Origin of the sequence: Christensenella timonensis (genome assembly GCF_900087015.1) — a bacterium.
Taxonomy (GTDB): Bacteria; Bacillota; Clostridia; order Christensenellales; family Christensenellaceae; genus Christensenella; species Christensenella timonensis.
The window spans coordinates 37,126-51,074 of record NZ_FLKP01000002.1; the positions used below are offsets into that span (position 1 = coordinate 37,126).

A 13,949-nucleotide genomic window follows, 5' to 3' on the forward strand; every position below is an offset into this window, starting at 1 on the left:
AAGCTCCTTAAACTATAAAAATTTCAAAACTATAGTATGCTAAACGGCTTCATTTCGCCGTCCTTCAGTGCAAAACAATCTTCCCTGCAGATATCGTACTCTGCCCCGGCGTCCGCTGCTAAAAGCAGAGCTTTTGCAAGCACAGCCGGGTTCAGAGCGCCATCCGACGCGTTTTTCAGCAAAGCGCTTACCCGCCTTCCGTCCTCCGTAGCCATATCGAGTACCAACGGGCGGATATTAAGCTGCTTGCCGCGGCGGTCGACTGCCGGCCATACATCCTTTTCCATAAGGTCGCGAACCACAGCTTTTATTTTATCACAATCCTGCTCATTTTCAAAATGAAAATGTATAAAATAGCATGCGCTGTAATTTTGTGCCATCAGTTTTTTCGCGTGCTCCCCTGCATCGCGCACATCCAAAATGCGGATATCACGCGGCATCACGGCATTGAGCGCCGCTTTTGCCTCCTGAGTATCTACAGGCTCCGTCAGGCCGACCTCTAGGTAATCCCCATTTGTCGCATACCCTACCGAAAGCGGGGACGCAAAGGACATGACGATATGCGGGTTGAAACCCTGCGAATACTCCGCGGGCAGCTGCGCCCTGCGTACCGCCCGGCCAAACGCACGCTGCATATCGAGGTGCGAAATGTACTTTGCCGCGCCGTGGCGGCTGTATTTGATGATCATCTTATATTTTCTTGTTTCTTCACTCATCGTTTTCCCTGCACAAATCCACAGCTTTTCTGAAGCCCGCAGGCGCTGCACGCGATCCTGCATTCAGGCGTCACCTGTCCTTCATAGGCCTTTGCACGTTCCCTTTTCAAAAATGCCGGGTCAATGCCGAAGTCGATGTGCGCAAAGGGCATGGCCTCGCCCATGTCGCGCCGGCGGCAGGCATAGAACGCCGGATCGATCCCGTCCTTTTCAAAGGCCTCCATATAGCGCTCAAACGAAAAATGTTCGTGCCATGCGTCGAATACCGCGCCGTTTTTGTACGCGTCCAGCAAGACCGGCGCAAGCCTGCGGTCGCCGCGGGCAAACACGCCCTCCAAAAAACTTAAGGGTGCATCGTGGTAATTGAATTTCACGCCCTTGATCTTCAGCTTCTCCCGCAGGTACTGTTGCTTTTGCCGCAATGTTTCGATATCGTCCATCGCCTCCCACACGAAAGGCGTGCACGGCTTTGGTACAAAGCACGATGCCGATACCGTGATCCCGATCATACCGCGCCGCGATTCCTTGGGTACGGTATAATATGCTTCGCGTATTTCACGTACCAGGCCCGCGATCCCGTCAAGGTCTTCGTATGTTTCCGTCGGCAGCCCGATCATAAAATACAGCTTGACCGTGTTGACGCCCGACGAAAACGCGCGCGTCACCGTCCGGATGATATCCTCATGCCTGATATTTTTATTGATCACATCCCGCAGGCGCTGCGTTCCCGCCTCGGGCGCAAAGGTCAACCCCGTTTTACGCACCTGCTGCAACTGGTTCGCAAAATCTTTTTCAAAGCTGTCGATGCGCAGGGAGGGCAGGGAAACGGACACCCGCTGCTGCGCAAACTCGTCGATCAGTCCGCCCACCAGCTCGTCGATCTGCGAATAGTCCCCGGACGACAGGGACGACAGCGAGATCTCGTCGTATCCCGTCGATGCAATGACTGCCCGGGCGTTTTCCATTACCGTTTCCGCTTTCCGCTCGCGCACCGGCCGCATGGTAAACCCCGCCTGGCAAAACCGGCAGCCGCGTGGGCAGCCGCGCATGATCTCCAGTACGCAGCGGTCGTGTACCGTATTGATATACGGGAGAACCGGCCTTTTGACCGTACGCTCCTTGTCAAAATCGTCGATGGTACGCTTTTTTACCACTGCCGGGACGCCTTCTTGCGCCACAACCGCCGCGACTGTCCCATCTTCGTTATACTCGGTATGGTAAAAAGCCGGTACATAAATCCCCTCGATCCGTGCCGCTTCCTTTAAAAACGCATGCCGCACAAAGCCCTGCCTTTTGTGCTTTGCGTAAAGCGCACATAGCTCGCGCACCAACTCTTCCGATTCCCCGATCGCAAACAAATCGAAAAAATCCGCGACCGGCTCCGGGTTAATGGCGCACGCGCCGCCGCCCAGAACGAGCGGGTCGCTGTCGCAGCGCTCCCGCGCAAGCAGCGGGATATCCCCCAGGTCAAGCATCGCAAGCACATTGGAATAACACATTTCGTAGGACAAATTGATGCCCACGATATCAAAATCGCAAAGCGGTTTCCCCGTTTCCAGCGAGCGCAGCACCTCCCCGCCCTTACGCATTTCGCCGAGCATATCCACCCATGGGCAAAAGGCACGCTGCGCATAAACGCCGTCTATGTCGTTCAATACTTCATACAAAATATTAAGGCCGAGATGGCTCATCCCTACTTCGTAAGTGTCGGCAAAGCACAGTGCGAAATTTACATCCATTTTTTCCGGATCTTTTACGACACTATTCAGTTCCCCGCCGGTGTACCGCGCGGGTTTTTCCACCCTATCCAGTAAACTCAATCCGTTCTCCTTCTATTGTCCCTGCCACCGCTGGCGGCGCATATCCACACTCAGTACGAACCCAAAAGCGATGCAGTTCAGGATCATGCTTGAACCGCCCGACGAGAAAAACGGAAGCGGAATACCCGTAACGGGCAGCAGCCCGATGTTCATACCGATGTTTTCCACCACATGGAACAGCGTCATCGCCGCTACGCCGATGATGATATAGGCCCCAAAATCGTCCTTTGCACGCAGCGAAAGCATAAACGTGCGCGAAACCAGCAGGAAATATAAGATAATCAGTACCAGTCCGCCCAAAAAGCCAAACGCTTCCACCGTCACGGCGAAAATAAAGTCGTTGTTACTGAAAGGCACATACCCCAGTTGCGAAAGCGAACCGGGCGTAAACAAACCCTTTCCAAAGAATCCGCCCGAACCGATGGCCAGCTTTGCCTGATCCATCTGCAATGTGGCATCCGCGCTTTGTACGGTCTCCGATTCCGGCCGGAAAAACGCCAATATCCTCGTCCACTGGTAATTTCCCGCATCGTTCGCGATGTATACAAGATATATGCCGACCGCGGCTCCCACGATGCCGATCAGGATCAGCCACACCTTCCAGCTCGTCTTGGCCATGAACAGCATCACGGCAAAGGTGATGACATAGACCATCGCCGTCCCCATGTCCGGCTGTATCACGATCAATGCCACCGGGATCGCCAGCCGCCAGAGGGCCGGGAACACATCCTTAAAGCTTTGTATCCCGTTTTCGTTCCCTTCCGTTTTATCGGAGAGCAGCTTGGCCAGCACGATGATCATCAATATCTTACATACTTCGGCGGGCTGGAAGCCCCGGCTGCCGATCATGAACCAGCCGACCGTTCCATTTTGCTTGCTGCCCAGGAAATAGACCGCGACCAACAGCGCGACCACCGCCCAATAGATCCAGTCCGTCAGGTGCGCAAGCGTATGGTAATCGACCAGCATGACCAAAAACATCAAAACAAGGCCGATCCCAAAGAACACGAGCTGCCAGAGCGCCGCACTCAAATCAAGGTTTGCAAAAAATTCCGCAAAGCCCTGCTCGTCCCCGGTAAACGGGCTCGCCGTTGCGTTGATAATGGAAAGCAGGCTGTACCCCACCAGGATGAAAATTATCACCACCAGCAGCCAGTCCACGAACTTCCACATGTTTTTGTTGATGATCGAACCTTTCATATTTCCCCTTTGTTTACAAAAAGACCGCGCACGCAGGCGCGGGCTTTTTTGACATCAGTATCGATTTTGCAGGCAGGCTATCTGCCGCTGTTTTTCACCATCTGCTTGATTTTCTTGATCGGAATGTTCATTGCAAGCTGCGATGAGATCCCTTCTTCCTCTTCATTCTGTACATTCTTGAAGTCGATGGCGAATTCCGATTCGTCGATCTCCACATATTTGGAGATCACCTGCATGATATCGCGCTTGATCATATCGATCATATCGTCGTTGGACGTCGTGCCCGCCCGGTCGTAAATAAGAACCAGCTTCAGCCTGTCCTTTGCGACCTGGCTGCTTTTCTTTCGATTAAAAAACCATCCCATATCAAAACCCCTCCGTTATTTCGAGAAGAGTCTCTTCAGTTTGCCAAAGAAACCAGATTTTTGCTCCAGATCGAGCATCGGCACGTCTTCGCCCATGATACGCCTGGTCACGTTGCGGTATGCTTCCCCCGCAAGCGAATTATTGTCCGTAACCGCCGGCTCGCCGAGGTTCGAGGAGCGAAAGATCATTTCGTCCTCCGGGATCACGCCAATGAGGTCTATCCCCAAAATTTCCAGTGTATCGTCAATCGCCAGCATATCCCCTTTGCGTACAAGGTCGGGGCGCAGGCGGTTAATGAGCAGCCGCGCGTCGTCCACACCGCTCGCGGACAGCAGCCCGATGATCCTGTCTGCGTCGCGTACGGAGGAGACCTCCGGTACCGTCACAACAATGGCCGATTTCGCGCCCGCTACGGCATTTTTGAACCCGCGCTCAATGCCTGCCGGACAGTCGATCAGCACATAATCGAATTCTTTTTCCAGATCCGAGATCAATTCCTTCATCTGCTCGGGCGTCACGGCCATTTTGTTCCTGGTCTGCGCCGCGGGCAAAAGGTATAATCCCTCGTAGCGTTTATCCTTGATCAATGCCTGTTTTAACTTGCACGTCCCTTCGACCACGTCCACCAGGTCGTATACGATCCGGTTTTCAAGCCCAAGTACCACGTCTAAGTTCCTAAGGCCGATATCCGTATCCACAAGCACGACCTTTTTCCCCTGCATTGCAAGGCCGGTTCCAAGGTTTGCCGTAGAAGTTGTTTTCCCTACGCCGCCTTTACCGGATGTAATGACAATCACATTTTCCATTCATTTTCCCTCGCCAAACTAATAATATATGATCATTCCGAATTGAATACCTGATCCTACCGCAGGCTGACCGGGCGGATGACCACTTTGCCTTCCTTCAGCTCTGCGATTTCCGCGTCCTCCACGTCCTCCCTTTCGTTGGGGAAGGTAACGACCCTGCCTGAAAGCCGCAGCTGCTTGGGGCACATGTTAAGCGCCGCCACGCATACGTCCGTCCTGCCCGAGCAGCCCGCATGCGCGAGGCCCGAAAGCCGTCCGAATACCGCAATGCTTCCCCCGGCGATCACTTCCGCCCCGGGGTTCACATCCCCGATGACCACGATATCGCCCTCACATTCGATCCTCTGCCCCGAGCGGATCGTATTGTTGATAAAGATCGACTGTGCGTCAAAGTAAGAATTGGAAACAAGGTCGACCTCGTCTAAATATTCATCCTTTTTCTTGATGCTTTGGGCCTTGCCGTTCCCCGGCGCCGGGCGCTCGATCTTGAGCTCCGCTTCGCGCATCATGTCCGCTTCGTCCCCAAAGAGCACATCGCGGATGCCAAAATCCATCACAAACACACGCTTGATTTCCCTGCGCTGCGCATCGGATATCTGCTTTCCGCGGATCACGACCTTTGTGTCGCTGTCGCGGAAAAACTCCTTGTTCTTCTTGAGCTTCACCATCAGTTCTTCACGCAGCACAGGATAGGTAGACTTTTCGTCCAGGTAGATTTCCAGTCCGTCTTCTTTGCCTTTGATTGTCACGATACTCTGCATTGCTAACCTCCGTGCCGCCCTTATGGGAAAGCTGTTTTCACCTATTACCACGCCATATATTATACATGAATATAGAATCCATAGCAAATTCTTTTTAAAGCACGATCTGGTTCACCGAAGGCACAGATTCCGTCTCCGGTGTTCCTTCTACCTCCAAGCCGTCCAGGTAATATTCGATCACGTCTTTTGCGGCAGGCGCTGCGCTCGCGCCCGAGTACCCGTTGGGGATATAAGACACTACGACGATCTGCGGATCATCGTATGGCGCAAAGGCCACGAACCATGCGTTGTTCTCCAGCTCGATCTCCGAAACCTGACCCGTTCCCGTTTTGCCGCCGATCATCTTCAGGTACTTCCAGTCCGTCCCGTCGTCATTCTTGAAAGCCTCGCGCGCGCCGCCGTATTCGTCGTCGCTTACCACGTCCTGCATACCCTTTTTGATCGTGGCAAAATACTCCTCCGGCGCGTCGATCTGGTTATAGACCTCCGGCTGGACTTCTTCGATCACGTTGCCGTCCTGATCCACCACGCTGTCGACAATATGTGCATTATACACCGTTCCCCCATTGACGAGCGAAGAGATGTACCGCGCTACCGCGATCGGCGTGAGCGTCGTAAAGTTCGTACCGATCCCTGCTGTAATCGTTTCATTCGGATTCCATTTCAGCTGTTGGAGAGACTGGTTGATCTCATTGTGCCAACCGCGGTTCCTCGACGTTCTCGCTGTAATATCGAGTTCTTCAAACAACACCGTCGTAATCTGCTCACCCAGCTTAAGGTTGCCTTCTTCCGCAAGGGCGGGCGCCACAAGGGCCATCAGCTTATCCGTTGTTGCCGTGATCTGCTCTTCCGTATAGGTCACGCCCAGTTCGGTTCCGTAATTTTCCAGATAACCCATGATCTGCGAGCGCACCAGCGACGGAAGGGATGTTTTCTGTTCATTCAACGGCTTTGTCGGGTCGTAAAGTACATCCTGGTTACCGATCTGGCCGACCGCCTCGCCCGTGAGTTCGATATTCGTCGGCTTGGTCAAGCCGAAATTCTCCCCCCATTTGACGACGTTGTCGATGCCCATGTTGTCCGCTACCGTATAGAAAAAGTAGTTGCAGCTTTGCGCGATCGCAAGCTCTAAATCAAGCCCCGCATGCTTGGACAGGTTATATTCGCTGATCCAGCACGACGGCACATGGCCGATATAGTTTTCGCTTACATACTTTGTGTATTCCTTCTGGCAGTCGATGTGCGTATCCAGCGTGACCGCGCCCTCCATCAGGCCGCCCATCGCCGTGACCAGTTTGAAGATAGAGCCCGGGATCCCCTTCGAGGAGATCGCCTTGTTGAAAAGCGGCGTGCCCGGGTCGTTGCTCAATTCTTCCATCGCTTCCGTCGATATCCCGTTCGTAAACAGGTTCGCATCGTAAGACGGATAATTGGCCATGGCCAGCACGTCTCCCGTCTTGGCGTCCATCACCACAAGCGCGCCGGATTTTGCCAGGTTCAGCTTGTCGAAATTCGTTTCCTGTCCCTCTTTTAAGGTACGCTTATCAAGTTCCGTATCGTACGACTCGCGCTTTTTGGCCTGTTCTTCGGTCGTGGGATTATAGTACATGTCGTATTGCTTCTGGTAAACCTCTTCGACATTTGCCTTGATCGCTTTTTCCGCAGCCATCTGCAGCTGCAGGTCGACCGTCAGCCGTACGTCGTACCCTTGCTTGGGCGGCGTATACGAAAGCTCCTGGATGACCTTGCCCTTGCTGTTGACCTCCACCTGGCGCGTTCCCTGTTTTTCGGTGGAATTGCCCGTCAGGTATTGCTCCATCGTACTTTCGAGGCCCGTCGTACCGATCAGGTCGTCCGGGGAATATCCTTTGGCCTTGTATTCTGCCACTGTCTCGTTGTCATTCATTTTTCCCATGTATCCGAGAAGTACGGCCATGACGTCGTCCTTCGGGTAGATACGCGTCGCGCTCTCGGCGATCTCGATCCCTTCCAGGTCGTCCGAATGTCCCTCCAGCACCGATACCAGGTTCATATCCACATTTTTGCAGATCGTGACCGGGACATAGGCAACGTAAGACGAAAGCTGTACCTCCTGCCAGATAGACAGCAGCTTACGCGCCTGTTCATACGTATATTCTTCGGGAATGCGGTACCTGCTGCGCAGGTCTCGGTAAATGACGTCCGGAGTCGCCGTTTTGGACACAAACATATTCGTACGCCAATCCGATTCGCGCTTGCTAAACGCCTCCACATCCGTCACGCCAAAATCGAACGCAAACGTGCCGTCGTCTTGCCGCTTGATGGAAAACGTATCGATCGTACTGCCTCCGTTCTCTTCGATCAGTGCGATCGCGCGAATCAATATATCGGTATAATATGCTTTATCTGTGGATGTATTTTTGGACGGATCCTTGGTGAATTGAATGTCATAACTGCTCTGGTCGTAGGCAAGCGGAATCCCCGTAGCGTCGGTGATCTGGCCGCGCGCCCCCTTTAAAGGAAGGGTACGGACCTTCTTGTCCTCCGACTGCGTTGTGAGCGCACCGCCCTGCACGAGCGTCAGGTTTCCAAGGCCCACCATCAGCATCACAAAAAGCAATGCCACAACGGTAAAACTTATAAAAAATCTATTTTTTAACTTTTTTAACATGGTCTCCTCTTATATCTTACGTGGTACAAGCGATATCTTTTAGATATCATCAAAATGGTACGCCGCACGCGGGCGCATCCAGCCTAATTTCATGAGCCGGGAAATCAGCCAGTAAGCTATGAACATCAGCCCTCCCGTCAGGATCGCCGACGGCAGGATATTGTATACCAGCATCACCGGCATCGAAAAGCGCGCGCTCTGGATGAATACCAGCAGCGCCATCAGCAGTTCCTTTATGATATAGCCGCCTGCCCCCACCACGAACAGGTAAAGTACGTTGAAGCGCCCCGCCTTGCGGAAGAACATCACCACAAGCGCGGTCGTCACCGTATAACAGAGGGCATATGTGCCCCATATCGTAGAATACATGATGTCCATCAGCAGCCCTGAAGCCGCTGCAAATATGATGGGCATGCTGCTCTTTTCCGCAACCGCAAAGCTCAATGCCATCAGGAGGATCAGGTCGATCTGCAGCGGGATATCGGCAACGCTGATGTCACGCAGCAAAGAGCCGGACAAAAGCACGCCAAAAACGCCCATTATGGTAAGCACTACATATCTCATACGCCGTTACCCTGTAACTTCGCCCGAAGCCGCAGGGCTTTCGCTTGCCCCCGGCCCGGGCGTTGAGCTCGGCTCGGGCTGGGCGGCCTGCCCGCTTCCCGATGTTTCGTTTGCCGTACTGCCCCCCGTCGCCTCTCCGTCGACCGCGACGACCACAAAAACTTCTTCCAGCCTGCGGAAATCCACCGCGGCCTTGATTTTTACATTGACGCCCGTGCTGCCCGCCTGCGAAGCGCTTTCCACCGTTCCGACCAAAAGTCCCTTGGGGTATATCCCATCGAGCCCCGACGTCAGCACTTTATCCCCCTCGATCACATCCGAATCCAGCGGGAGGTAATTGATATATAACGATGCATCCAGCGAATCCTGCGAGATACTTCCCTTGACCACACCGTATTCCCGCGTTCTTTCCATGATCGACGGGACATTGCTCCGGCCGTCGATCACAGCCATGACCTTCGCCCAGTTGAGCCCCACTTCTTCCACACGGCCGACCAGCCCGTCCGCCGTGATCACGGGCATATCCTTGGCGATCCCGTCATTGATGCCCAGGTCGATCGTAAATACATCAAACCAGTTGCCCGGGTTTTTGCCGATGATCGTCGCCACCTTGAGTTCCTGCGCCGTATTCTTCTGTTTATAATCGAGCATTTCCTTTAAGCGTTCGTTCTGCGCCTTCATCTCGTCATAGTCGTTCATCTGCCCCTTAATGGTCTGGAGCTCCGAATCCAGCTTTTGCTTTTCACTCGCTACATCGCCGCTGTTAAAAACGTTGTCAAAAAACTCACCGACCGAATCGGATATCTGGTAAAAGAATTTCTGTACGGGAACAAAAGCGCCGCCTACTACATTTGCGCCGTCCGCCGCTTTATTGCCTGTGCCTGTCGCCACCATCAGGATGATCAGGATCACCACCACAACGATCGTAACGACAAGCGGTTTGTTTCTCAAGAAGCCCACAGGATAGCTACCTTCCCCATTGTTTTTGGCGCCATGCGCCGACTTTCTATAAATTATATCACAATACATTACAGATTGTCATGAAATAAGTAAACTTTTTGTAACACTTGCATTGTCCCAAAAAAGCCGTCAAAAAAACCGCTTTGCAAGCGGTTTTCATTTTCTTCCGTTCCCTTTCACTTTTTGATGAAAAACACATCTTCTTTCATTTTATCCGACAGGTATTTTGCCGCCTGCAGCGTATCCGCCATTTTTTCGCGCTCTTTTGTGATGTAATAGATCGCCTCTTCCCACTCCGGCAAGCTGTACCTTTCAGGCTGGATGTGCTTGAGCGCTTTTGCGATCATGGGATAAGCGCTGCGGTCCCTCAGTTCCGACAAATATGTGCAACCAGCCTGCTTTGCAAGCGTATCCAGCAAATCTTCGTTCTGTTTGCCCATATTTTCACCTCCGGTTTTCGCCCTGCGTCCCGGTCAGAAAGGTAGACTTTTTTGGACACGGGATGAAGTATCGTATATACGGCCTGATCGATCAAAAAGCGTACAAAAACACAATCGTTTTCATTGAATTTCAGTATAAATGAAATGGATAAAAAAGTCTACCTTTTAAAGCAAAACGACATATAAAGTCAAATTTCCCAGTCCGTACACCCCGCTTTTGCCCACTCGAAAAATGTATTGTGGGATACCGCAAGCTGGCGCGCTGCTTCCCGCCCGCTGATCTCTCCGCGCATCCATAAGCGCCGCAGGCCTTCAAACTCCGGCGGTATTTCCTTGCGCGGGCGTCCAAAACGGATACCCCTGCCACGGGCCGCCGCGATCCCCTCCGCTTGCCGCCGCTTGATGTTTTCACGTTCCGTCTGCGCCACATAGGAGAGCAGCTGCAGCACGATATCCGCGATGAGCGTCCCCGTGAGGTCACGTCCCTTGCGCGTATCCAAAAGCGGCATATCCTGCACCACCATGTGCGCCTGTTTTTCCTTGGTGATAATGCGCCATTGTTCGATCATCTCTTCATAGTTGCGCCCCAGCCTGTCGATCGACTGGATTACAAGGATATCGCCCTTTTTCAATTTACGCAGCAGCCGCCTGTATTGCGGCCGGTTAAAATCTTTCCCGCTTAATTTATCCAAAAAGATCTTTTTGCGTTCCACCGGGAAAGCCGCAAGGGAGACCATCTGCCGCATTTCGTTCTGATCCTTCGCGGAAACCCGCGCATAACCGTAAATGTCCATACCGTATACCTCCTGTGCTGGGTCACAAAAAATACGCCATGGTTCAGCGTATTTTTGTTTCATGATTCAATTGTCCACTATTTAAAGGACGGACAGCGATGTGAGCATTCCATAAAGCATGGATACCGGCAGGCCGACGATATTGAAAAAGCAGCCGTTGATCGACTTCACAAATTTGGCCGCGCTCCCCTGGATCGCGTAAGCGCCTGCCTTGTCCATCACGTCCTCCCGCTCCAGGTATCTTCCAAGCTCTGCCTCCGAAATCTTAGCAAAGCATACCTCGCTTGTGCTTACGTCCTCCAATACTTTATCCTGGTACATCACGCATACGCCGGTATGTACCCTGTGCGTGCTTCCCGAAAGGGCCTCCAGCATCCGGCGCGCGTCGGCCAAATCTTTCGGCTTTCCGAATATTTCCCCACCCGGCGCCTGCACGAGAGTATCCGCGCCGATTACCACGTCGCCGGGATGTTTTGCGAATATGTCCGCCGCTTTTTTATGCGCTAAAAAGCGTACCATCCCTGTGGCCTGCGGGATATCGCAGCTCTCGTCGGCATTGCTCGGTTCCACGACGAAATCCTCCGTCAGCAGCGAAAGCAATTCCCTCCTGCGCGGCGAGGCAGACGCCAAAACGATCATTTCTTGACCATCTCCACAGCGCCGGCCTTACAGGAATCCACACATAAACCGCAACCGCGGCACTTATCCGCCATTACCCTGTGCTTTTGCTTCAAATCCCCTTCGATCGCGCCGAACGGGCAAGCCTTTGCGCACAGCGTACAGCCCACGCATTTTTGCAGGCTGATCTTTGCCAGCATATCGGATTTCGTCGTCAGGATACACTTGCGCGGGCAGGTATCCACGCACATCCAACAGCTGCGGCATTTCTGCGGATCGATCACCGCCAACCCTTCCGACAGTTCGATCGCACCGAACGGGCACACACTCACGCATTTCCCGCAGCCGATGCAGCCTGCGCTGCAATTTTGCGTAACTGCTTTTCCCTTATCCGTATTGGTGCACCCGACGTATACGTCGATATCGCGTTCAAGCACGGCAATCGAACTCTGCGGGCACTGCTCTACGCACCGTCCGCACCCTGTACACTTATCCTCATCAATAAAGGCAATGCCGTCCGGCCCCATAGTAATCGCGCCGAACTTGCAAACCTTTGCGCACGTGCCCAGGCCGAGGCATGCAAACCTGCAAGCCTTGAATCCGCTGGCGATCGCGTAGGCCGCGCGGCAGTCCTGCGCACCGTCATATTCAAACTTATCCCTGCAATGGCCCTCGCTCCCGAGGCACATGATACGCGCTACTTTGGGCTTCATCTGCCCCACGGAAACGCCCAGTATACCGGCGATCTCCTTTGCCTGCTCCTGCGAAAGCACCGCACAGGCCGCAATCTCTGCCTTACCCTTTGCCAGCGCATCGGCAAGCCCGTCGCAGCCGGGAAACCCGCAGCCGCCGCAATTTGCGCCCGGCAGGCATTCCCGCACAGCCACAGCCGTTTCATCCTTTTCCACGGCAAATTTTTTGGACGCCACGCCCAGCATAATCCCAAACACCGCACCGAGCCCGCCCAGCACGATGATCGACCAAATAATCGGTTCCAACATAGTCTTTTTTTACCTCACACCAATCCCGAGAATCCCATAAAGGCCACACTCATGAGCGACGCCGTTATGAGGGCGATCGGGAAACCCTGGAAAGGCTTCGGGATCGCCGAAAGCTCCAGCCTCTCACGGATGCCCGCAAAAAGCACGATCGCCAGCGTAAAACCGAGCGCACCGCCCACACCGTTTACAAGGGACTCAACCAAGTTATAATTCTCCGTGATATTCAGGATCGCAACGCCCAAAACCGCACAGTTCGTCGTAATGAGCGGCAGATACACGCCCAGGCTCTGGTAAAGCCCGGGGCTCGTCTTTTGCAGCATCATTTCCACCAGCTGTACTAAAGCTGCGATCACCAGGATAAACGCAATGGTTTGCATATACCCTACGCCCAGCGGCACCAGGATATAATACTGCACCAGCCAGGTGATGAGCGAAGCCATCGCCATGACGAACGTAACCGCCATGCCCATGCCGACCGCCGTTTCCACCTTCTTGGATACACCCAAAAACGGACAGATACCGAGAAAACGGGAAAGCACGAAGTTATTGACCAATATCGAGCTTAGGAGGATCGTCAGAATACGAATAAACATATCCATTACTTCATTCCCTCCTCTGCGACAGCTTCTGTTTTTTTCTTGGGCCTGACCTTTTCACGCTGCAATACGATCTTGTTGATCAGCGCCAGCAGCAATCCGAGCACGAGAAACCCGCCCGGGGCCAGAATGAACATCAGCGCCGGCGGATAATCCGGCCCGAACACGGAAATACCGAACAGCGAGCCCGCGCCCAGAAGCTCGCGAACCATAGCGATGATCGTCAGCGAACAGGTGAACCCTACGCCCATGCCGATCCCGTCGATCATGGCCGGCAGGACGCTGTTTTTCGCTGCAAACGCTTCCGCGCGCGCCAATATAATGCAGTTGACGACGATCAGCGGGATAAAGATCCCCAGCGACGCGTCCAGCGCGGGCAGGAAGGCTTTCATCACCATCTGCACCACCGTAACGAACATCGCGATCACCACGACATAACAGGGGATCCTCACCTTTTCCGGAATAAAATTCCGCAGCAGCGAGATAAGCATATTGGAGCACATCAGTACAAAGATGACTGCCGCGCCCATGCCGAGCGCGTTGGTCACAGACGTTGTAACGGCGATTGTCGGGCACATGCCCAGCACCAGCCGGAACGTCGGGTTCTCATTTAGGATACCGTTTACAAAAACGCCCTTCATCTGTTTTTTGTCCATA

Annotated in this window: 15 protein-coding genes; all 15 read right to left on the reverse strand. The window is 53.5% G+C overall.

Going from position 1 to position 13,949, the window contains the following annotated elements; translation table 11 throughout:
• Window positions 1-29: 29 nt before the first annotated feature.
• The gene (locus BN6471_RS01765; protein WP_066644941.1) at window positions 30-716 is read right to left on the reverse strand and encodes a TIGR03936 family radical SAM-associated protein; all 687 of its coding nucleotides are present in this window, start codon (window positions 714-716) and stop codon (window positions 30-32) included.
• A complete protein-coding gene (locus BN6471_RS01770) occupies window positions 713-2,536 on the reverse strand; it encodes a TIGR03960 family B12-binding radical SAM protein (RefSeq protein WP_066644945.1) in 1,824 nt (607 codons plus the stop codon). The genes BN6471_RS01765 and BN6471_RS01770 overlap by 4 nt, the downstream gene beginning before the upstream one ends.
• 12 nt (window positions 2,537-2,548) lie before the next feature.
• A complete protein-coding gene (locus BN6471_RS01775) occupies window positions 2,549-3,736 on the reverse strand; it encodes an FtsW/RodA/SpoVE family cell cycle protein (protein ID WP_066644950.1) in 1,188 nt (395 codons plus the stop codon).
• Between the two features lie 77 nt (window positions 3,737-3,813).
• The gene (minE, locus tag BN6471_RS01780; protein ID WP_066644951.1) at window positions 3,814-4,101 is read right to left on the reverse strand and encodes a cell division topological specificity factor MinE; all 288 of its coding nucleotides are present in this window, start codon (window positions 4,099-4,101) and stop codon (window positions 3,814-3,816) included.
• Window positions 4,102-4,116: 15 nt separating this feature from the next.
• Entirely contained in the window at window positions 4,117-4,908 is a 792-nt protein-coding gene (gene minD, locus BN6471_RS01785) for a septum site-determining protein MinD (RefSeq protein ID WP_066644956.1), read from the reverse strand.
• Window positions 4,909-4,964: 56 nt separating this feature from the next.
• Entirely contained in the window at window positions 4,965-5,669 is a 705-nt protein-coding gene (minC, locus tag BN6471_RS01790) for a septum site-determining protein MinC (protein ID WP_066644958.1), read from the reverse strand.
• 94 nt (window positions 5,670-5,763) lie between these two features.
• Window positions 5,764-8,319: a penicillin-binding transpeptidase domain-containing protein gene (locus BN6471_RS01795; protein ID WP_066644960.1), complete on the reverse strand. Its 2,556-nt coding sequence runs from the start codon at window positions 8,317-8,319 to the stop codon at window positions 5,764-5,766.
• Between the two features lie 39 nt (window positions 8,320-8,358).
• Window positions 8,359-8,883 (reverse strand): rod shape-determining protein MreD, encoded by a 525-nt coding sequence (gene mreD / locus BN6471_RS01800; RefSeq protein WP_082903269.1) that lies wholly within the window; start codon window positions 8,881-8,883, stop codon window positions 8,359-8,361.
• A 6-nt stretch (window positions 8,884-8,889) separates the two neighbouring features.
• The gene (gene mreC, locus BN6471_RS01805; RefSeq protein WP_162270161.1) at window positions 8,890-9,834 is read right to left on the reverse strand and encodes a rod shape-determining protein MreC; all 945 of its coding nucleotides are present in this window, start codon (window positions 9,832-9,834) and stop codon (window positions 8,890-8,892) included.
• A 185-nt stretch (window positions 9,835-10,019) separates the two neighbouring features.
• Window positions 10,020-10,283, reverse strand: coding sequence for a hypothetical protein (locus BN6471_RS01810; protein WP_066644964.1), 264 nt, complete (start codon window positions 10,281-10,283; stop codon window positions 10,020-10,022).
• Between the two features lie 188 nt (window positions 10,284-10,471).
• A complete protein-coding gene (locus tag BN6471_RS01815) occupies window positions 10,472-11,077 on the reverse strand; it encodes a recombinase family protein (RefSeq protein WP_066644965.1) in 606 nt (201 codons plus the stop codon).
• 81 nt (window positions 11,078-11,158) lie between these two features.
• The gene (locus BN6471_RS01820) at window positions 11,159-11,716 is read right to left on the reverse strand and encodes a Maf family protein (RefSeq protein ID WP_066644967.1); all 558 of its coding nucleotides are present in this window, start codon (window positions 11,714-11,716) and stop codon (window positions 11,159-11,161) included.
• Window positions 11,713-12,696 (reverse strand): 4Fe-4S dicluster-binding protein, encoded by a 984-nt coding sequence (locus BN6471_RS01825; RefSeq protein ID WP_066644968.1) that lies wholly within the window; start codon window positions 12,694-12,696, stop codon window positions 11,713-11,715. The genes BN6471_RS01820 and BN6471_RS01825 overlap by 4 nt, the downstream gene beginning before the upstream one ends.
• Window positions 12,697-12,710: 14 nt before the next feature.
• Window positions 12,711-13,289: an electron transport complex subunit RsxA gene (gene rsxA / locus BN6471_RS01830; protein ID WP_066649652.1), complete on the reverse strand. Its 579-nt coding sequence runs from the start codon at window positions 13,287-13,289 to the stop codon at window positions 12,711-12,713.
• A gap of 5 nt (window positions 13,290-13,294) precedes the next feature.
• Window positions 13,295-13,948: an electron transport complex subunit RsxE gene (gene rsxE, locus BN6471_RS01835; protein WP_147553966.1), complete on the reverse strand. Its 654-nt coding sequence runs from the start codon at window positions 13,946-13,948 to the stop codon at window positions 13,295-13,297.
• Between the last annotated feature and the right edge of the window lies 1 nt (window position 13,949).

Excerpts from the sequence above, each read along its gene's own strand:
- BN6471_RS01810 (WP_066644964.1), bottom strand. The coding sequence starts at position 10,283 with ATGGGCAAACAGAACGAAGATTTGCTGGATACGCTTGCAAAGCAGGCT.
- BN6471_RS01795 (WP_066644960.1), bottom strand. The coding sequence starts at position 8,319 with ATGTTAAAAAAGTTAAAAAATAGATTTTTTATAAGTTTTACCGTTGTG.
- rsxE (WP_147553966.1), bottom strand. The coding sequence starts at position 13,948 with ATGGACAAAAAACAGATGAAGGGCGTTTTTGTAAACGGTATCCTAAAT.
- mreD (WP_082903269.1), bottom strand. The coding sequence starts at position 8,883 with ATGAGATATGTAGTGCTTACCATAATGGGCGTTTTTGGCGTGCTTTTG.
- minE (WP_066644951.1), bottom strand. The coding sequence starts at position 4,101 with ATGGGATGGTTTTTTAATCGAAAGAAAAGCAGCCAGGTCGCAAAGGAC.
- BN6471_RS01775 (WP_066644950.1), bottom strand. The coding sequence starts at position 3,736 with ATGAAAGGTTCGATCATCAACAAAAACATGTGGAAGTTCGTGGACTGG.
- BN6471_RS01820 (WP_066644967.1), bottom strand. The coding sequence starts at position 11,716 with ATGATCGTTTTGGCGTCTGCCTCGCCGCGCAGGAGGGAATTGCTTTCG.
- minC (WP_066644958.1), bottom strand. The coding sequence starts at position 5,669 with ATGCAGAGTATCGTGACAATCAAAGGCAAAGAAGACGGACTGGAAATC.
- minD (WP_066644956.1), bottom strand. The coding sequence starts at position 4,908 with ATGGAAAATGTGATTGTCATTACATCCGGTAAAGGCGGCGTAGGGAAA.
- rsxA (WP_066649652.1), bottom strand. The coding sequence starts at position 13,289 with ATGTTTATTCGTATTCTGACGATCCTCCTAAGCTCGATATTGGTCAAT.
- BN6471_RS01815 (WP_066644965.1), bottom strand. The coding sequence starts at position 11,077 with ATGGACATTTACGGTTATGCGCGGGTTTCCGCGAAGGATCAGAACGAA.
- BN6471_RS01825 (WP_066644968.1), bottom strand. The coding sequence starts at position 12,696 with ATGTTGGAACCGATTATTTGGTCGATCATCGTGCTGGGCGGGCTCGGT.
- BN6471_RS01765 (WP_066644941.1), bottom strand. The coding sequence starts at position 716 with ATGAGTGAAGAAACAAGAAAATATAAGATGATCATCAAATACAGCCGC.